General features: G+C 67.7%; 15 protein-coding genes and 5 tRNA genes. All 20 read left to right on the plus strand.

What is annotated here, in order from left to right:
- Position 1 precedes the first annotated feature (1 nt).
- The 20 genes from ispF to OR600_RS02345 all read left to right on the plus strand — a co-directional run bounded on the left by ispF (position 2) and on the right by OR600_RS02345 (position 18518).
- Positions 2–481 (plus strand): 2-C-methyl-D-erythritol 2,4-cyclodiphosphate synthase, encoded by a 480-nt coding sequence (gene ispF / locus OR600_RS02250; protein ID WP_251173885.1) that lies wholly within the window; start codon positions 2–4, stop codon positions 479–481.
- Positions 482–524: 43 nt separating this feature from the next.
- Positions 525–1253 (plus strand): serine O-acetyltransferase, encoded by a 729-nt coding sequence (cysE, locus tag OR600_RS02255; protein WP_251173884.1) that lies wholly within the window; start codon positions 525–527, stop codon positions 1251–1253.
- A 2-nt stretch (positions 1254–1255) separates the two neighbouring features.
- Positions 1256–2740, plus strand: coding sequence for a cysteine--tRNA ligase (cysS, locus tag OR600_RS02260; RefSeq protein WP_135978869.1), 1485 nt, complete (start codon positions 1256–1258; stop codon positions 2738–2740).
- 2 nt (positions 2741–2742) lie between these two features.
- Positions 2743–3762 (plus strand): 23S rRNA (guanosine(2251)-2'-O)-methyltransferase RlmB, encoded by a 1020-nt coding sequence (rlmB, locus tag OR600_RS02265; RefSeq protein WP_135978868.1) that lies wholly within the window; start codon positions 2743–2745, stop codon positions 3760–3762.
- Positions 3755–4318: an NYN domain-containing protein gene (locus OR600_RS02270; protein WP_135978867.1), complete on the plus strand. Its 564-nt coding sequence runs from the start codon at positions 3755–3757 to the stop codon at positions 4316–4318. Before rlmB ends, OR600_RS02270 begins: the two co-directional genes overlap by 8 nt.
- 19 nt (positions 4319–4337) lie before the next feature.
- Positions 4338–4413, plus strand: a tRNA-Thr gene (locus tag OR600_RS02275).
- 243 nt (positions 4414–4656) lie between these two features.
- Positions 4657–4740: transfer RNA gene (locus OR600_RS02280), tRNA-Tyr, on the plus strand.
- A gap of 1 nt (position 4741) precedes the next feature.
- A tRNA-Thr gene (locus OR600_RS02285) sits at positions 4742–4817 on the plus strand.
- A gap of 10 nt (positions 4818–4827) precedes the next feature.
- Positions 4828–4904, plus strand: a tRNA-Met gene (locus tag OR600_RS02290).
- A gap of 100 nt (positions 4905–5004) precedes the next feature.
- A complete protein-coding gene (tuf, locus tag OR600_RS02295; RefSeq protein WP_135978866.1) occupies positions 5005–6195 on the plus strand; it encodes an elongation factor Tu in 1191 nt (396 codons plus the stop codon).
- A gap of 209 nt (positions 6196–6404) precedes the next feature.
- Positions 6405–6554 carry a 50S ribosomal protein L33 gene (gene rpmG, locus OR600_RS02300; protein WP_135978865.1) on the plus strand — a complete coding sequence of 50 codons (150 nt, stop codon included), beginning with the start codon at positions 6405–6407 and terminating at the stop codon, positions 6552–6554.
- Between the two features lie 15 nt (positions 6555–6569).
- A tRNA-Trp gene (locus OR600_RS02305) sits at positions 6570–6645 on the plus strand.
- Positions 6646–6731: 86 nt separating this feature from the next.
- Positions 6732–7097, plus strand: a complete 366-nt coding sequence (gene secE, locus OR600_RS02310) for a preprotein translocase subunit SecE (protein WP_135978864.1) — start codon at positions 6732–6734, stop codon at positions 7095–7097.
- A 3-nt stretch (positions 7098–7100) separates the two neighbouring features.
- Entirely contained in the window at positions 7101–7643 is a 543-nt protein-coding gene (gene nusG, locus OR600_RS02315; protein ID WP_135978863.1) for a transcription termination/antitermination protein NusG, read from the plus strand.
- Between the two features lie 96 nt (positions 7644–7739).
- Positions 7740–8171 (plus strand): 50S ribosomal protein L11, encoded by a 432-nt coding sequence (gene rplK, locus OR600_RS02320; protein WP_135978862.1) that lies wholly within the window; start codon positions 7740–7742, stop codon positions 8169–8171.
- Between the two features lie 106 nt (positions 8172–8277).
- The gene (gene rplA, locus OR600_RS02325; protein ID WP_135978861.1) at positions 8278–8982 is read left to right on the plus strand and encodes a 50S ribosomal protein L1; all 705 of its coding nucleotides are present in this window, start codon (positions 8278–8280) and stop codon (positions 8980–8982) included.
- Positions 8983–9309: 327 nt separating this feature from the next.
- Complete coding sequence (rplJ, locus tag OR600_RS02330) at positions 9310–9840, plus strand: 50S ribosomal protein L10 (protein WP_135978860.1); 531 nt, start codon at positions 9310–9312, stop codon at positions 9838–9840.
- A 70-nt stretch (positions 9841–9910) separates the two neighbouring features.
- Positions 9911–10291: a 50S ribosomal protein L7/L12 gene (rplL, locus tag OR600_RS02335; protein ID WP_135978859.1), complete on the plus strand. Its 381-nt coding sequence runs from the start codon at positions 9911–9913 to the stop codon at positions 10289–10291.
- 294 nt (positions 10292–10585) lie between these two features.
- A complete protein-coding gene (gene rpoB, locus OR600_RS02340; RefSeq protein WP_265590581.1) occupies positions 10586–14086 on the plus strand; it encodes a DNA-directed RNA polymerase subunit beta in 3501 nt (1166 codons plus the stop codon).
- A 4-nt stretch (positions 14087–14090) separates the two neighbouring features.
- Entirely contained in the window at positions 14091–18518 is a 4428-nt protein-coding gene (locus OR600_RS02345; RefSeq protein ID WP_265590583.1) for a DNA-directed RNA polymerase subunit beta', read from the plus strand.
- The last annotated feature ends 229 nt before the right edge of the window (positions 18519–18747 follow it).

Raw genomic sequence — 18747 nt, forward strand, 5'->3', positions numbered from 1 at the left:
CATGGCCCTCTCCATCGGCCACGGCTACGACGTGCACGCCTTCTGCGAGGGGCGCCCCCTCGTGCTGGGCGGCGTCGTCGTGCCCTGCGACCGAGGCCTCGCGGGCCACTCGGACGCCGACGTCGTGACCCACGCCCTCATGGACGCCGTCTGCGGCGCCTGCCGCCTGGGCGACATCGGCCGTCTCTTCCCCGACGACGACCCCGCCTACGCCGGCGCGGACTCCCTCGTCCTGCTGTCCCGCGTCATGGGGTTCGCGCGGGAGGCTGGGTACGAACTCCTCGACTGCGACTGTACCGTCGCCGCCCAGGCCCCCCGCCTCGCCCCGCACCGCGACGCCATGCGCTCCGCCATGGCCCGCGCCATGGGATGCGACGTCTCCCGCGTGGGACTCAAGGCCACCACGACCGAGCGCCTCGGCTTCGTGGGCCGCGAGGAGGGCATCGAGGCCTGGGCGGTCTGCCTCATGGAGCGCCCCTAGGCGCCCCGCCGACCTCCCGAACCGCCCCGTCGATGGGACACCCATGTTCGATTCCATACGCGAGGACGTCCGCGCCTTCCGGGAGCACGACCCGGCGGCCACGTCCACCATCTCCATCCTCGTCAACTCGCCCGGCATGCGCGCCGTGTGGGCCTACCGGCGTCAGCACTGGCTCTGGACCCACGGCCACCGCTTCCTGGCCCGCACCCTCTCCACGTGGAGCCGCCACCGGTTCGGGGTCGAGATACACCCCGGCGCCACCATCGGCCGCCGCTTCCTCATCGACCACGGCAGCGGCATCGTGGTGGGGGAGACCACGATCGTCGGCGACGACTGCATGATCTACCAGGGCGTCACCCTGGGGGGCACCGGCAAGCAGACCGGCAAGCGCCACCCCACCCTGGGCGACAACGTCACCGTGGGCGTGGGGGCCGCCGTGCTCGGCGACATCACCCTGGGCGACGGCTCCAAGGTGGGCGGCGGCGCCGTGGTGGTGAAGGACGTCCCGGCCGGCTGCACCGTGGTGGGCGTCCCCGGGCACGTGACCACGCGCTGCGGCGTGCGGGTGCGCACGCAGCCGGCCCACACGGACCGCCGGCGCCAGTACCTGCCCGACCCCATGGAGCAGACCGTCGAGATCCTGACGGCGCGCATCTCCCAGCTCGAGGAGCAGGTGGCCGCCCTCACCGCCCAGGCGGCCCCCTCCCAAGATGTACGATTCCAACCTGACGGCGGCGAAGCCGCCCAGGCACCCAGCGGCACTGAGGAGTGACCATGCTCGTCTACAACACCCAGACCCACCGCAAGGAGGAGCTCGTCCCCGTGGAGCCCGGGCACATCTCCATGTACGTGTGCGGCCCCACGGTCTACGACCAGATCCACATCGGCAACGGCAGGACGTTCCTCGCGTTCGACGTCATCCGCCGTTACCTCGTCTACAAGGGCTACCAGGTGCGCTTCGCGCAGAACCTGACCGACGTCGACGACAAGATCATCCAGCGCGCGAACGAGGAGGGCGTCACCGCCGCCGAGCTCGCCCGCACCTACTCCGACGCCTTCATCGAGCAGATGGGGCGCCTCAACGTGCTGGCCCCCGACATCCGGCCCCGCGCCACCCAGGAGATCGACGCCATGGTCTCCATGATCTCGGGCCTCATCGACCAGGGCAACGCCTACGCCGTGCCCTCGGGCGACGTGTACTTCTCCGTGCGCAGCTGCGAGACCTACGGCCGCGTCTCGGGCCGCAACGTCGACGAGCTGCTCGTGGGCGCCCGCATCGAGGAGAACTCCGACAAGCGCGACCCCCTCGACTTCGCCCTCTGGAAGGCGGCCAAACCCGGCGAGCCCAGCTGGGAGTCGCCGTGGGGCGAGGGGCGCCCCGGTTGGCACACCGAGTGCGCCGCCATGGTCCACCGCTACCTCGGCACACCCATCGACATCCACGGCGGCGGCTCCGACCTCGTGTTCCCGCACCACGAGAACGAGAGCGCCCAGGCCTGCTGCCGCTGGCACGAGCCGCTGGCCAACCTGTGGATGCACACGGGCATGCTCCGCGTCGACGGCGAGAAGATGAGCAAGTCGCTCGGCAACTTCCACACGCTCAAGGAGGTCCTCGACCGCTACCCGGCCGACGCCGTGCGCCTCCTCATGCTCCAGACCCACTACCGCTCGTCGCTCGACTTCTCGTTCGAGCGCCTCGACGGCTGCGTGGGCGCGCTGGAGCGCCTGCGCACCACGGCGAGGAACCTGCGCTGGGCGGCCGAGAACTCCGACGGCTCCAGCTGCGGCGGCGACGCCGCCCAGGCCCTGTCCGACGCCATCGACGCCGCCCGCGACGGCTTCACCTCGGCCATGGACGACGACTTCAACACGTCCTCGGCCCTCGCCGCCGTCTTCTCCCTCGCCAACCAGGCCAACGCCTACCTCGACGCCGCCGGGGCGGGGGCGTGCACCTCCACGCTGCTGCGCGCCTCCGACACCCTCGTGGAGCTCCTCGAGGTGCTCGGCCTGGAGAGCGTCCGGCCTCAGGCCGACCCGCTGCCCGCCGGGCTCGTGGACGTGGCCCGCGACCTCGTGGGCTTCGACGGCGACGACGTCGACGGCGCCGTGGCGGCCCTCGTGGACGCCCGCGCCGCGGCCCGCGCCGCGAAGGACTGGGCGCGCGCCGACGCCATCCGCGATGCCGTCTCGGACCTCGGCCTCGTGGTGGAGGACACCCAGGCCGGCACCCGCATCACCCGTCAGGAAGGGGGGCGCTGACCATGGCGTCCAAGAACCAGGGCCCCAGGGGCCAGCAGGGCAACGGGCAGCAGGGGAGGCGCGGCCGGGGCCGTGGCCAGGCCCCCCGCGCCTGGAGCAGCGAGGACGGCCGCCAGTGGAGGGGCCGCGACGGCCGCAAGGCGGGCCTCGCCGGCAAGGCGGGCCCTCAGGCGCCCAAGGCCCCCAAGGGGGACCGCCGCAGGGGTGCCCAGGGCAAGGGGAGCCCGCAGGCCGCCCGCCGGCAGCCGCGTGCCGAGGAGCGCGTGCTCGTGGAGGGCCGCCGCGCCGTCGACGAGGCCCTTGCCGCCGGCGTGCCCGTGAGGCGCGCCCACATCGCCCTCAACAAGGGCAGCCAGGACCCCAAGCTCGCCCGGCTCGCCGCCACCTTCGAGGCCGACGGCGTGGAGGTGGACATCTGCTCCAAGGCCCGCCTCGACGCCATGTCGAGTCACGGCGCCCATCAGGGCGTGGTCGTGGAGCTCGATGACTTCCCCTACGCCGACCTCGAGGACGTCGTGGCGGCCGCCGGCGACGGCGACGCGCTCGTGCTCGTGCTCGACCATGTGACCGACGAGGGCAACTTCGGCGCCATCGTGCGCTCCGCCGAGGTCGCGGGCGCCGCCGGCGTCGTGATCCCCAAGGCCCGCGCCGCCTCCGTGGGCGTGGGGGCCTACAAGACGTCGGCCGGGGCCGTGCTCCACGTGCCGATCGCGCGCGTCTCCAACCTCGCCACGGCGGTGGACCGCCTCAAGGAGGCCGGGTTCTGGGCCGGCGCGGCCACCGAGCACGCCGAGCAGGACGTCTGGGACGCGCCGCTCGGCGGTCGCTTCTGCCTGGTCATGGGCAACGAGCAGACCGGCGTGAGCCGCCTGCTCCTCGACCGCTGCGACTTCTCGTGCCGCCTGCCCCAGCGCGGCCGCGTGGAGTCGCTCAACGTGGCCCAGGCCGCCACGGTCATGGCCTACGAGTGGATGCGGCGCCTCCGGGAGGCCGGCCGCGAGGGGGGCGTCGACCGTGGTTAAGGGGGCCCCTCGGGCCCTCCTCGTGGTGGACGGCTACAACGTGCTCTTCGCCGACCCCCGCTACCAGGACCTCTTCGACGAGCCCGACGGCTCCGTGCCCGAGCGCCTCGGCACCGACCCGTTCGGCCGCGCCCGCGAGGCGCTCCTGGCCGACGTCGCCGCCTACGCCCAGCACGAGTACGAGGCCGTCATCGTCTACGACGGCGCCAACAATCGCGGGGAGCACCGCCCCGAGACGAGGCGCGGCGGCGTGCGGGAGGTCTTCTCCCGCAGGGGCGTCTCGGCGGACACCGTCATCGAGGGGCTTGTGACCGAGGCGCGCGACTCCGGCCGCCGGGTCACGGTGGTCACCTCCGACGGCACGATCCAGGCCACGGTGGAGGGGCCGGGCGTCACCCGCGTGTCGAGCCGTATGCTCGTGCACGAGGTGGCGGCCATGAACCGGTCCATCGAGCGGGAGCGCGAGGAGCGCACGTGGTCCCGCATGAGCCTGGAGGACCGCCTGGACCCCGAGACGGCGGCCAAGCTCAACGCACTGCTCGGGCGCCGGGTCTAAGCGCTATCATCGTCCCTGCGCTGATGTAGCTCCAACGGCAGAGCACCCGACTTGTAATCGGACGGTTGTCGGTTCGAATCCGACCATCAGCTCCACCCACCGACGAAGGCGGCCCGCGGGCCGCCTTTTTTCTCGGTACGATTTGGGTGCGTGGGTGGCGCCTCCGATCGGAAACCCCCGTAATGGCGGTCGTATAGGGTTGTCTAGCTGGGGTTGTGCAGAAACGATGGTATGGATACACCCGGGTCCGGGGTATACGTTGACACGGATTTGCCCCGGGCGTAGTATCACTAGCGCGTTGTGGGTCCAGCACCTGGCAGCGCGGCTTGAAAACGGATGGGGATGTGGCACAGCGGCAACTGCGGCGGACTGTAAATCCGCTCCCTATGGGTTCCTTGGTTCGAGTCCAAGCATCCCCACCATGCCCGTGTAGCTCAGTCGGTAGAGCACTTCGTTGGTAACGAAGAGGTCACCGGTTCAAATCCGGTCGCGGGCTCCATTTCAAGCATGGCGGTGTAGCTCAGTTGGTCAGAGCACGCGGTTCATACCCGCGGCGTCACTGGTTCGAATCCAGTCACCGCTACCAGGTTATCTTGCGGTCCCTCCGGGGGCCGCTAGACATATTTAGCACGTAGGCATCAATGGCTGCGAAGCGGGAAGTCCTGTTTCCAGAAGGAGGATGGCACATGGCCAAGGAGAAGTTCGAGCGTACTAAGCCGCATGTCAATATCGGCACCATCGGCCACGTCGACCACGGCAAGACCACGCTGACCGCCGCGATCACCAAGGTTCTCTCCGAGACCCCTGGCTGCCGCGCCAACTTCACCGCGTTCGAGGACATCGACAAGGCCCCCGAGGAGCGCGAGCGTGGCATCACCATCTCCGTCGCCCACGTGGAGTACGAGACCGAGAACCGTCACTACGCCCACGTCGACTGCCCCGGCCACGCCGACTACATCAAGAACATGATCTCGGGTGCCGCCCAGATGGATGGCGCCATCCTGGTCATCGCCGCCACCGACGGCCCCATGGCCCAGACCCGCGAGCACATCCTGCTCGCCCGTCAGGTCGGCGTGCCCTACATCGTCGTGTTCCTGAACAAGTGCGACATGGTGGACGATGAGGAGCTCATCGACCTCGTCGAGATGGAGACCCGCGACCTCCTGTCCGAGTACGACTTCCCGGGCGACGACCTCCCCATCATCCGCGGCTCCGCCCTCGGCGCCCTCGAGGGCGACGAGAAGTGGGTCGAGCAGATCCGCGCCCTCATGACCGAGGTGGACAACTACATCCCCACCCCCGCCCGTGACAACGAGAAGCCGTTCCTGATGGCCGTCGAGGACGTCATGACCATCTCCGGCCGCGGCACCGTCGCCACCGGCCGTGTCGAGCGCGGCCAGCTCCGCCTCAACGACCCGGTCGAGATCGTGGGCATCAAGCCCACCTCCAACTCCGTGGCCACCGGCATCGAGATGTTCCGCAAGTCCATGGACTTCTGCGAGGCCGGCGACAACGTGGGCATCCTGCTCCGCGGCGTCAAGCGCGAGGAGATCGAGCGCGGCCAGGTCCTCTGCAAGCCCGGCTCGGTGACCCCGCACAAGAAGTTCACCGCCGAGGTCTACGTCCTGACCAAGGAGGAGGGCGGCCGTCACACCCCGTTCTTCAACGGCTACCGTCCGCAGTTCTACTTCCGCACCACCGACGTCACCGGTAACATCTCCCTCCCCGAGGGTGTCGAGATGGCCATGCCTGGCGACCACGTCACCATCACCGGTGAGCTCATCTACCCGATCGCCATGGAGGAGGGCCTCCGCTTCGCCATCCGCGAGGGCGGCCACACCGTGGGCGACGGCCGTGTTGCCACCATCATCGAGTAACTCGCTTCCTCGATCGTGAAAGCCCGGCACCTCGAGTGCCGGGCTTTTTTGTTGCCGACCGTTCCCACCTCTGCCGTGCCCATCCCGTGAACGTAGGATTTGGTGGGCCATCTCTGTTGACGGCTTACCGGCGGGGTGGTAGCGTAATCACTCGCGCATGGCTGTGACGTAAGAGCGGCCATGTCCGGTACTTGGGAAGGAATCCATTCATGCGTACTCTCGTCACCCTTGCGTGCACCGATTGCAAGCGTCGCAATTACACCACCTACAAGAACAAGAGCACCCATCCTGAGCGCATGGAGCTCAAAAAGTACTGCCGGTGGTGCCGTCACCACACGCTGCACAAAGAGACGCGCTAGAATAGAGTCTCACACAGCCCAGTAGCTCCAATGGTAGAGCGGCGGTCTCCAAAACCGTTTGTTGTGGGTTCGAGTCCTACCTGGGCTGCCAGCCAATTCACCGGCCCTCCCTATAGGGACGGGCCGGTTTTTAATGTCTAGTCGAGAAGTCCGAGCTTTGTGGAGGACATGAGCCCCATGGCCAAGAAGGACCGCAACAAACGAGCCGCCCGCAAGGCACGTCAGGCCGAGCGTCAGCGCAACGAGGCCCAGGCCCAGATCATGGCCGAGAAGGCCCCCGAGAAGGCCCCGGCCAAGTCCGAGGGCTCCAAGGCCCCCGCCAAGGCCGCCAAGTCCGGCAAGCCCGGTCTCATCAAGCGTGCCACCTCCTACTTCGGAGAGGTCCGCTCCGAGATGCGGCGCGTCGTCTGGCCCTCCCGCGAGGACCTCAAGAACTACACCGTCGCCGTCGTCGCCATCCTCGTTGTCTTCGGTGTGGCCATCTGGCTCATCGACTCCGGTGTCGTGGCCGCGCTCATCGGTTACTCCGGACTGAGGGGATAGGCCATGGCCAAGCGTTGGTATGTGATCCACACCTACTCGGGCTACGAGAACAAGGTCAAGACCGACCTCGAGCGCCGCATCGAGTCCTACGGGCTCCAGCGCCAGGTCGTCGACATCCAGATCCCCACCGAGGAGGTCACGGAGCTCAAGGAGGACGGCAAGCGCCAGACCAAGGAGAACAAGGTCTTCCCCGGCTACGTCCTCGTGCGCATGGAGGTGGACGACAACACGTGGTCCGTCGTCCGCAACACCCCCGGCGTCACCGGCTTCGTGGGCATCGACGGCAAGCCGAGCCCGCTCTCCCGTGACGAGTTCAAGAAGATGATGGGCAACGCCACCCCCAAGGGCGACACCGCCCCGCGCCGCACCGTCACCGACTTCGAGCCCGGTCAGGCCATCCGTGTCACCTCCGGCCCCCTCGAGGACTTCGACGGGACCATCTCTGAGGTCAACCCCGAGTCCGGCAAGATCAAGGTCACGCTGCTCATCTTCGGCCGCGAGACCCCCGTCGAGCTCTCCGTGGACCAGGTGGTCCTCATCCACTAACCGGCTACACGGCACCGCCCTCGTTTTGGTGAGAAACGCTTCTGTGGGCGGCGCGTGTCATAGCGATCGTCACAGCGCAAAGAAAGGCTTATCACCATGGCCCCCAAGAAGAAGGTCGTCAACTTCATCAAGCTGCAGATCCCTGCCGGCGCCGCCAACCCCGCGCCCCCGGTCGGCCCCGCCCTCGGTGCCGCCCAGGTCAACATCATGCAGTTCTGCCAGGCGTTCAACGCCGCCACGAAGGACCAGGCCGGCGACATCATCCCGGTCGAGATCTCGGTCTACGAGGACCGCTCCTTCGACTTCGTCTGCAAGACCCCGCCCGCGGCCAAGCTGATCCTCAAGGAGCTCGGCATCAAGAGCGGCTCCGCCGTGCCCCAGCGCGACAAGGTCGGCCAGCTCACCGACGAGCAGCTCACCAAGATCGCCGAGATCAAGATGCCGGACCTCAACGCCAACGATATCGAGCATGCCAAGCGCATCGTCGCCGGCACCGCCCGCTCCATGGGCGTCACCATAGCCGAGTAGCACCGGCACAACCGTAGTCCCGGGGAGACAGGCTCCCCTCACGGCCCCGCGAGGGGTCCGATGTGGGAGGGCGCGGCGCGCCCGTTGACCACAGGAAGGCACCACCATGCCCAAGCACGGCAAGAAGTACCGCGACGCAGAGGCCAAGGTCGAGAACCGCCTCTACACTCCCAAGGCCGCCATGGAGACGGTGAAGGACATCCACTTCGCCAACTTCGACGAGACCGTCGAGGCCTCCGTGCGCCTGGGCGTCGACACCCGCAAGGCCGACCAGAACGTCCGCGGCTCCATCTCCCTTCCCCACGGCACCGGCAAGTCCGTGCGTGTGGCCGTCTTCGCCGAGGGCGAGAAGGCCCGCGAGGCCGAGGAGGCCGGCGCCGACGTCGTGGGCGGCGACGAGCTCGTGGCCGCCATCCAGGCCGGCAACATCGACTTCGATGCCGCCATCGCCACCCCGCCGATGATGGCCAAGGTCGGCCGCATCGGCAAGATCCTCGGCCCCCGCGGCCTCATGCCCAACCCCAAGCTGGGCACCGTGACCATGGACGTCGCCAAGATGGTCCAGGAGCTCAAGGCCGGCCGCGTCGAGTACCGCGCCGACCGCTACGGCATCGTGCACGTCCCCATGGGCCGCGTGTCCTTCTCCGTGGAGAACCTCGTGGAGAACTACAGTGCGCTCATCAACGAGCTGCTCCGCGTGAAGCCGTCCTCCGCCAAGGGCAAGTACGTCAAGTCCGTGGCGTTCTCCTCCTCCATGGGCCCGGGCGTCAAGGTCGACCCCACCATGGTGCGCAACCTGCTCGACGACTAGCGCACCAGCACAGACGATCGCAGGAAGGGACGTGCCGCTCCGGCGCGTCCCTTTTTCGTGGAGCGGGGGAGGGGGACGTCGAGGGCCCTTGACTCCCCCGCGCAAGGGGCCATACTGGTTCCTGCACGTATCACAGCATGTCCGCTGCCAGAGACAGCCGGTGTCGCCAAGGCGACCCAAGGGGACGCGAGTCCCGCCTGCCGAGGTGGTCTTCGAAACCGATGGTTCGAGGTCCCGTCTGGCTGGCGCCACACGGGACCTCTTCTTTTGCGAGGCTTCCCCTCAGCCGCACGGCATGCCCGGGAAATCCCTCAAGGAGGTGTAACCATGCCATCCAAGAAGAACGAAGCCATGCTCAAGGAGGTCAACGAGTCCCTCGACTCCTCCAAGGGCCTGTTCGTCATCGACTACCGCGGTCTTTCGGTCAAGGAGAGCCAGGAGCTTCGTCGCAAGCTCCGCGACGCCGACGCCGAGATGAAGGTGTACAAGAACAACATCGTCAAGATCGCCCTCGCCGAGCACGACATGCCCAACATCGACGACATCCTCGTGGGCACCACTGCCTGCGTGTTCTACGCCGTCGACCCCGTGGAGGCCGCCAAGGCCATCAAGGACACTTCCAAGGAGCTCAACAAGGTCGAGTTCCTCGGCGGTATCTCCGACGGTCAGGCCATCGACGCCGCCCAGGCGCTCGCCATCGCCGACCTCCCCAGCCGCGAGGAGCTGCTCGCCCGTCTGGCCGCGGCCGTGTCCGCGCCCCTCACCGGGTTCGTGCGCGTCCTCAACGGGCCCGTCCAGGGTCTCGCCACCGCGCTCACCCAGATCGCCGAGCAGAAGGAGGGCCAGGCCGCTGCCTAGGCGCTCCCGCATCACCGTCGTTTTTAAGTCCGGGGCCAGCGCGCCCCGCCTATGAAGAAGGAGAACAGCCATGGCTGTCACCAAGGATGAGATCATCGAGGCCATCAAGGCCATGCCCGCCCTCGAGCTCTCCGAGCTCGTCAAGGAGCTCGAGGACACCTTCGGCGTGTCCGCCGCCGCCCCCGTCATGATGGGCGCCATGCCTGCCGCCGGTGGCGCCGCCGAGCCCGCCGAGGAGAAGACCGAGTTCGACGTCGTGCTCGAGGGCTTCGGCGACAACAAGATCGCCGTCATCAAGGAGGTCCGCGGCCTCACCAAGCTCGGCCTGAAGGAGGCCAAGGAGCTCGTCGAGGGTGCCCCCAAGCCCATCCTCGAGGGTGTCAAGAAGGACGAGGCCGAGGCCGCCAAGGAGCAGCTCGAGAAGGCCGGCGCCGCCGTCTCCATCAAGTAACTCCGGTTCCCACCGAACCTTCGAGGGGCCCCGCTCATGGGAGCGGGGCCCCTTTTCTTGTGCGACGGGGCCTTGCGGCCGACGAGCGGTCGAAGGGCCCCGTCCCATCACAGACCCTCCACATCCGCCGCGGTGAGGGGAGGGGCATCCCTGCAGGACGTCGGGGTAAAACGGGATAGTTTATCCAAGCCCCCGACAATGTCAATACTTTTCATTGACGGGCCCGTCGTTCTTGGCTAGATTACTACCTTGCGACAATTGCCGCTGTATGCCGTTATAAGGAGGAAATGCCCGGTGCGTACCGCAAACTCTTCCGTCACCTCCACCGACGTCACGGGCCGCGTGAGCTTCAGCAAGATCGCCCCTGCGATGGAGCTGCCCAACCTCATCACCATTCAAAAGGAGTCGTTCGAGCGGTTCATGGGGGAGGGCCTTGCGAACGCCTTCGCCGAGAGCTCTCCCATCGAGAACAACGCCGGCACCATGGAGATCACCTTCGGTGACCACGAGTTCGGCGATCCCGCCCACACCGTGGCCGAGTGCCGGGCCAAGGACGTCACCTACCAGGCCCCGCTCCTGGTAGAGGTCCGCTTCACCAACAAGGAGACGGGCGAGATCAAGGAGCAGCTCGTGTTCATGGGCGACTTCCCGCTCATGACCGACCGCGGCACCTTCATCATCAACGGCACCGAGCGCATCGTCGTCTCGCAGCTCGTGCGCTCCCCGGGCGTCTACTTCTCCAAGGAGCTCGACAGCAACGTCGAGGTCTTCAAGGTGCAGTTCATCCCGGCCCGCGGCGCGTGGCTCGAGTTCGAGGTCGACAAGCGCGGCAAGCTCGTGGTGTCCATCGACCGCAAGCGCCGTCAGAACGCCACGGTCATGCTCCGCGCCCTCGGCATCGCCGAGTCCGACGACGAGATCGTCGAGCTCCTGGGCGACTCCGACATCGTGCGCGACACCCTGGCCTCCGACACCGCCCGCACCCGCGACGAGGCCCTCATCGAGATCTACAAGCGCCAGCGCCCCGGCGAGCCCCCCACCGTGGACGCCGCCCGCTCGCTGGTGGACGGCCTCTACCTCAACCCGCAGCGCTACGACCTCGCCCGCGTGGGCCGCTACAAGATCGACAAGAAGCTCGGCATCGACGTGCCGGCCGACGAGACCATCCTCACGGCCGAGGACATCGTGGCGGCCCTCCGCTACCTCCTCGCCCTCCGCGACGGCGACACCACCAAGAAGGTCGACGACATCGACCACTTCGGCAACCGCCGCGTCCGCACCGTGGGCGAGCTCGTGCAGAACCAGTTCCGCATCGGCATGAGCCGCATGGAGCGCGTGGTCCGCGAGCGCATGGCCTCCCAGGACCCCGACGACATCACGCCGCAGTCGCTCATCAACATCAGGCCCATCGTGGCGGCCATCAAGGAGTTCTTCGGCTCCTCGCAGCTGTCGCAGTTCATGGACCAGGCCAACCCGCTGTCCGGCCTCACCCACAAGCGCCGCCTGTCGGCCCTCGGCCCCGGCGGCCTCGCCGGCCACAAGTCGGGCTCCAGCCGCCGCACCAACGTGCCCACCGCCGTGCGCGACGTCCACAACTCCCACTACGCGCGCATGTGCCCCATCGAGACCCCCGAGGGCCCCAACATCGGCCTCATCGGCACCCTCGCCCTCTACGCCCACGTCAACGACTACGGCTTCATCGAGACCCCGTACCGCCGCGTCGTGGACGGCTGCGCCACCGACGTCATCGACTGGATGACCGCCGACGAGGAGGAGGACCACATCATCGCGCCGGCCGACACCGCGATCGACCCGGAGACCGGCCGCATCCTCACCGTCGACCCGCTCACCGGCGAGCTCGTGGAGGCCGACCGCGTCGTGGCCCGTACCCGCGACTACGACGGCTCCTTCGGCGCCCCCGCCGAGACCCCCGTGTCCGAGATCGACTACATGGACGTCTCGCCGCGCCAGATGCTCTCCGTCGCCGCCACGCTGATCCCGTTCCTCGAGCACGACGACGCCAAGCGAACCCTCATGGGTGCCAACATGCAGCGCCAGGCCGTGCCCCTGATCCGTCCCACGGCTCCGCTCGTGGGCACCGGCATGGAGTACCGCGCCGCGCTGGACTCCGGCGAGCTCATCTGCTCCGACCGCGACGGCACCGTCGTCGAGGCCGACGCCGCCCACGTGGTCGTTGACGCCGCCGCCGACGGCCTCATGCGCTACGACCTGCCCAAGTACCAGCGCTCCAACCAGTCCACCTGCATCAACCACCGCCCCATCGTCGAGGTGGGCCAGAAGGTCGTGGCCGGCCAGCCGCTGGCCGACTCCACCTCCGTGGAGAACTCCGAGCTCGCCCTCGGCGCCAACCTCACCGTGGCCTACATGCCGTGGGAGGGCTTCAACTACGAGGACGGCATCGTCGTCTCCGAGCGCGTGGTGCAGGAGGACCTGCTGACCTCCATCAACATCTCCCGCCACGAGATCGACGCCCGCGACACCAAGCTCGGCTCCGAGGAGATCACCCGCGAGATCCCCAACCTGTCCGCCGACATGCTCGCCAACCTGGACGCCGACGGCATCATCCGCATCGGCGCCGAGGTGGGCCCCGGCGACATCCTCGTGGGCAAGGTGACCCCCAAGGGCCAGACCACGCCCACGGTGGAGGAGCGCCTGCTCCACGCCATCTTCGGCGCCAAGGCTCACGACGTGCGCGACACCTCCCTCAAGATGCCCCACGGCTCCTACGGCCGCGTGGTGGACGTCGTGCGCTTCAGTCGCGAGGCCGGCGACGACCTCCCGCCCGGAGTCAACGAGATGGTCCGCGTCTTCGTGGCTCAGCGCCGCAAGATCCAGCAGGGCGACAAGATCGCCGGCCGCCACGGCAACAAGGGCGTCGTCTGCAAGGTGCTCCCCGTCGAGGACATGCCCTACATGGCCGACGGCACCCCCGTCGACGTCCTGCTCGACCCCCTCGGCGTGCCGTCCCGTATGAACGTGGGCCAGCTGCTCGAGTGCCACATCGGCTGGTGCGCCGCCAAGGGCTGGGACACCGAGTCCGCCGACTCCGACCGCTACGTGCCCGGCCCCATGCCGGTCTCCACGCCGGTCTTCGACGGCGCCACGGGCGACGAGGTGGCCGAGTGCATCCGCCGCACCAACGTCAACCTGCTCAACCGCGCCCGCGAGGACTACGGCGATGCCATGATGGAGTCGTTCGTGCCGCAGCTCAACTCGTTCGGCAAGACCACGCTGTACGACGGCCGCACCGGCGAGCCCTTCCGCGACAAGATCACGGTGGGCACGAGCTACATCCTCAAGCTCGGCCACATGGTCGACGACAAGATCCACGCCCGCTCCACCGGCCCCTACAGCCTCATCACCCAGCAGCCGCTGGGCGGCAAGGCCCAGTTCGGCGGCCAGCGCTTCGGCGAAATGGAGGTGTGGGCCCTCTACGCCTACGGCGCGGCCAACGTCCTCCAGGAGATCCTCACCATCAAGTCCGACGACACCAACGGCCGCGTCAAGGCCTACGAGTCCATCGTCAAGGGCGAGAACGTGCCCGAGGCCTCCATCCCCGAGGCCTTCAAGGTCCTCGTCAAGGAGATCCGCTCCCTCGCCCTCGACATCGAGCCCATCTCCGACAAGCGTCCCGAGGCGCCCGCCGCCGCCCCGGCCCAGGTCACCGTCGACGCCGTTGAGGCCTTCGCCGACGCCGACGCCGACGACCTGATCGGTGCCGCCCAGGTCGCCACCGACGACCTCGTCGCCGACCTCGATTCTGATAAGGAGTAGCCCTGTGGCAGATTTCGACACCACTGATTTCGACGCCATCAAGATCTCCCTGGCCTCTGCCGAGCAGATCCGTTCCTGGTCCCACGGCGAGGTCAAGAAGCCCGAGACCATCAACTACCGCTCGCTGAAGCCCGAGCGCGACGGCCTCTTCTGCGAGAAGATCTTCGGGCCCTCCAAGGACTGGGAGTGCGCCTGCGGCAAGTACAAGGGCATCCGCTTCAAGGGCATCGTCTGCGACCGGTGCGGCGTCGAGGTGACCAGCTCCAAGGTCCGCCGCGAGCGCATGGGCCACATCGAGCTCGCCGCCCCTGTGAGCCACATCTGGTACTTCAAGAGCCCCACGAGCTTCCCGCTCGCCCGCATGCTCGACATGAAGTCCAAGGACCTCGAGAAGGTGCTCTACTTCGCGAGCTACGTCATCACCAAGGTCGACGTGGAGGCCCGCGAGGCCGACGCCACCGACCTCAAGGAGGAGCTGGCCGCCGACCTCGAGCAGCTCGACGCCGAGCGCGACGAGCAGATCGCCCGCATCCGCGAGCAGGGCGAGGGCGGCGAGGACGAGTTCGGCGACGTGGAACCCATGTCCGCCGACGAGATCCGCGCCGAGATCGCCGACCTCGAGGAGGAGTACGCCGAGGAGAAGCAGCTCCGCACGGACGCCTTCGACAAGTTCATGACCGTGGCCAAGGGCGAGCTCATCGCCGACGAGGCCCTGTTCCGCGAGATGAAGAAGTACTACTCGCTGTACTTCGACGGCGGCATGGGCGCCGAGGCCGTGCGCGACCTGCTCGCCGACATCGACCTCGCCGCCACCGCCAAGGAGCTGCGTGCCATCCTCGAGAACGAGAAGGGCCAGAAGCAGCGCCGCGAGAAGGCCGTCAAGCGCCTGGAGATCGTCGAGGCCTTCATGGAGGGCGGCAACGACCCCACCAACATGATCCTGGACGTCATCCCGGTCATCCCGCCCGACCTGCGCTCCATGGTGCAGCTCGACGGCGGCCGCTTTGCCTCCTCGGACCTCAACGACCTCTACCGCCGCGTCATCAACCGCAACAACCGCCTCAAGCGCCTGCTCGACCTCGAGGCCCCCGACATCATCGTCAACAACGAGAAGCGCATGCTGCAGGAGGCCGTCGACGCCCTGTTCGACAACGGCCGCCGCGGGCGCCCCGTCACCGGCCGTGGCGGCAGGCCCCTCAAGTCCCTCGCCGAGACCCTCAAGGGCAAGCAGGGCCGCTTCCGTCAGAACCTCCTGGGCAAGCGCGTCGACTACTCCGGCCGCTCGGTCATCGTCGTCGACCCCCAGCTCAAGCTGCACCAGTGCGGTCTGCCCAAGACCATGGCCCTCGAGCTGTTCAAGCCCTTCGTGATGCGCCGCCTCGTCGAGCTCGGCAAGGTGGAGAACATCAAGGGTGCCAAGCGTGCCATCGACCGCTCCGAGCCGGGCGTGTGGGACGTCCTCGAGGAGGTCATCTCCGACCGCCTCGTGCTCCTCAACCGCGCCCCCACCCTGCACCGCCTGTCCATCCAGGCGTTCGAGCCCGTGCTCATCGAGGGCAAGGCCATCCACCTGCACCCGCTCGTCTGCAAGCCCTTCAACGCCGACTTCGACGGCGACCAGATGTCGGTGCACGTGCCGCTGTCCACCCAGGCCCAGACCGAGGCCCGGGTGCTCATGCTGTCGTCCAACAACCTTCGCACCCCTGCCTCCGGCAAGGTGCTGACGGTGCCGTCCCAGGACATGGTCTTCGGCGTGTACTACCTCACCACCGAGCACGAGGGCGTCGCGGGCGAGGGGAGGGCCTTCGCCGACTTCGACGACGTCATCGCCTCCTACGACGCCCACGCCGACCTCGACATCCAGGCCAAGGTCTTCGTGCGCGTGGGGCCCGAGGACGCCAACATCCAGACCGAGGATGACCGCCTGCTGTTCCGCGTCATGGATTCCAAGGACTCCTACACTGATTACGACGTCACCGAGGGCGCGGTCCGCGTGGAGACCACGGCCGGCCGCGTGATCTTCAACCGCCAGTGCCTCCCCAACGACTACCCCTTCATCAACTACAAGATGGTCAGCTCCGACATGGGCCGTCTGGTCAACGACTGCTGCGACCGCTACCCGCTGGCCGACGTCGAGCCCATCCTCGACGCCATCAAGTACGCGGGCTTCCACTACGCCACCCGCGCCGGACTGACCGTGTCCGTCTGGGACGCCGTCATCCCGGAGGAGAAGGAGAAGATGCTGGCCGACACGCAGATCGCGGTCGACACCATCAACGAGAACTACGAGATGGGCTTCCTCTCCGAGGCCGAGCGCCACACCGAGGTCGTCAACGCCTGGACCTCCTGCACCGACGAGCTCGGCTCGGTCATGCTCAAGGGCTTCTCCGAGGACAACCCCATCTACATGCTCGCCGACTCCGGCGCCCGTGGCTCCAAGACCCAGCTGCGCCAGCTCGCCGGCATGCGCGGCCTCATGGCCGACATGTCCGGTGACACCATCGACCTGCCCATCAAGGCCAACTTCCGCGAGGGCCTGCGCCCGCTGGAGTACTTCATCTCCACCTACGGCGCCCGCAAGGGCCTCGTGGACACCTCGTCGCACACCTCCGACTCCGGTTACCTCACCCGCCGCCTGGTGGACGTGGCCCAGGACGTCATCGTGCGCGAGGCCGACTGCGGCACGGCCGAGGGCGTGACCTACAACCTCGTGCTCCCCGGCACCGACGACCTCAACGTCGACCTCGTGGGCCGCTGCGTCCTCGATGATGTCGTGGCCCCCGAGACCGGCGAGGTGCTCTTCCAGGAGGGCGACTACATCGAGTCCGTGGACGACATCCGCTCCATGGTGGACGCCGGCCTCAAGAAGGTGGAGCTCCGCGCCCTGCTCACCTGCCGCTCCAAGTACGGCGTCTGCCAGAAGTGCTATGGCTGGGACCTCTCCACGCGCCGCCCGGTGAACATCGGCACGGCCGTGGGCATCATCGCCGCCCAGTCCATCGGCGAGCCCGGTACGCAGTTGACCATGCGTACCATCCACTCCGGCGGCGTGGCCGGAGCCGACGACATCACCCAGGGCCTGCCCACCGTCGGCCGCATGTTCGACGTCGTCGGCAACGTTAACGAGAAGATCCTCGGACGCGAGGCCGACCTCGCCCCCTACTCGGGCCTCCTGCACATCGTGCCCGAGCAGAACGAGTACCACATCACCATCCTCGACTCCGACGACCCCAGCCGCGTGCTGTCCACCAAGGACGTCCCGGCGTCGGTGCGCTTCATGCCGGGCATCGAGGACGGCGCGACGGTGCGCGCGGGCGACCAGCTCACCCACGGCTTCGTGAACTTCCGCAACCTGCGCAAGCTCACGGACATCGAGTCCACCATGCACACCTTCGTGGAGTCGGTGAAGTCGGTCTACACCTCCCAGGGCGTCGACCTCAACGACAAGCACATCGAGGTCATCGCGCGCCAGATGCTCCGCCGCGTCCAGGTGACCAACCCCGGTGACTCCAAGTACCTCCTCGGCCAGTACGTGGACCGTTACGAGTTCGCCGACAAGGTCAACGAGATCGCCCTCGAGGGCGGCACCCCGCCCGAGGCCGAGCCCGCCATCCTCGGCACGCTCAAGGTGGCGAGCTCCATCGCCTGGCTGTCCTCCGCCTCGTTCATCCGCACGGCCGGCGTCCTCACCGAGGCCGCCATCAAGGGCGAGGTCGACCACCTCATGGACCTCAAGAGCAACGTCATCGTGGGCAAGCAGATCCCTGCCGGCACCGGCCTCAAGGCCTACCGCGACGTCGAGCTCACCTACCACGGCGAGTCCATCGACCACCCCTCCTCGCCGCTCGACAAGTCGCTGCCCGAGTGGGCCCCCGACGAGCTCAAGAGCATCGAGGAGCAGCTGCCCAAGCAGCTCGAGTGGGCCGGCGACGACTACTACCCCGGCGTGTACTCCAAGAACGGCCGCACGCTGTCCTCCGAGGACGCCAAGCTCTACCTCTTCGACGACCTCGGCGTGTCCCAGCGCTGGACCAACAAGTTCAGCGAGGTGGGCATCGAGACCGTCGGCGACCTCATCGGCAAGACCGAGGACGACCTGCTTCGCATCGACGGCATCGGCGCCAAGGCCATCGAGGAGCTCCGTGCGGGCCTCGAGGAGCGCAACCTCCTCTACCTGCTCCAGCCGGAGGACGACGACGCCGCCGATGTAGACGAGCTCTCCCAGCTCCTCAACATGGTGTTCTCGCCCGATGCCGACAACGTCATGCTCGGCACCGCCGCGCCGTCCACCCACCACGGGTTCGACGACGAGCTCATCGGCGGCACCGCGAGCGACAACGTCAACCCCGCCGCCATCAACGAGGACCTCAACTCCCTCGACGACATCCTCACCCAGGTGGCCCATCAGGACGAGATGCTGGGCGGCGAGTAGGCGGGGCATAACAGCTTTCTGCTTACAGCTTTCTAGTAATTAAAGGAGTCGGTTTCTTTAAGGACCGGCTCCTTTTTGTGTGCCGTTTACGGTGTCGACACGTTTGATGGACCGGGAAGTAATGGGGGAGGGGCGCTGGGTACCCAACCAACAGTGTTTGTCACATCGATATGGGGGCCGACCGCCATCGGACTGGGAGACCGTCTCCCCAATGCGGCACCCCCGGACC

This window comes from Granulimonas faecalis, assembly GCF_022834715.1.
Lineage (GTDB): Bacteria > Actinomycetota > Coriobacteriia > Coriobacteriales > Atopobiaceae > Granulimonas > Granulimonas faecalis.

Excerpts from the sequence above, each read along its gene's own strand:
- ispF (WP_251173885.1), top strand. The coding sequence starts at position 2 with ATGGCCCTCTCCATCGGCCACGGCTACGACGTGCACGCCTTCTGCGAG.
- cysE (WP_251173884.1), top strand. The coding sequence starts at position 525 with ATGTTCGATTCCATACGCGAGGACGTCCGCGCCTTCCGGGAGCACGAC.
- cysS (WP_135978869.1), top strand. The coding sequence starts at position 1,256 with ATGCTCGTCTACAACACCCAGACCCACCGCAAGGAGGAGCTCGTCCCC.
- rlmB (WP_135978868.1), top strand. The coding sequence starts at position 2,743 with ATGGCGTCCAAGAACCAGGGCCCCAGGGGCCAGCAGGGCAACGGGCAG.
- tuf (WP_135978866.1), top strand. The coding sequence starts at position 5,005 with ATGGCCAAGGAGAAGTTCGAGCGTACTAAGCCGCATGTCAATATCGGC.
- rpmG (WP_135978865.1), top strand. The coding sequence starts at position 6,405 with ATGCGTACTCTCGTCACCCTTGCGTGCACCGATTGCAAGCGTCGCAAT.
- secE (WP_135978864.1), top strand. The coding sequence starts at position 6,732 with ATGGCCAAGAAGGACCGCAACAAACGAGCCGCCCGCAAGGCACGTCAG.
- nusG (WP_135978863.1), top strand. The coding sequence starts at position 7,101 with ATGGCCAAGCGTTGGTATGTGATCCACACCTACTCGGGCTACGAGAAC.
- rplK (WP_135978862.1), top strand. The coding sequence starts at position 7,740 with ATGGCCCCCAAGAAGAAGGTCGTCAACTTCATCAAGCTGCAGATCCCT.
- rplA (WP_135978861.1), top strand. The coding sequence starts at position 8,278 with ATGCCCAAGCACGGCAAGAAGTACCGCGACGCAGAGGCCAAGGTCGAG.
- rplJ (WP_135978860.1), top strand. The coding sequence starts at position 9,310 with ATGCCATCCAAGAAGAACGAAGCCATGCTCAAGGAGGTCAACGAGTCC.
- rplL (WP_135978859.1), top strand. The coding sequence starts at position 9,911 with ATGGCTGTCACCAAGGATGAGATCATCGAGGCCATCAAGGCCATGCCC.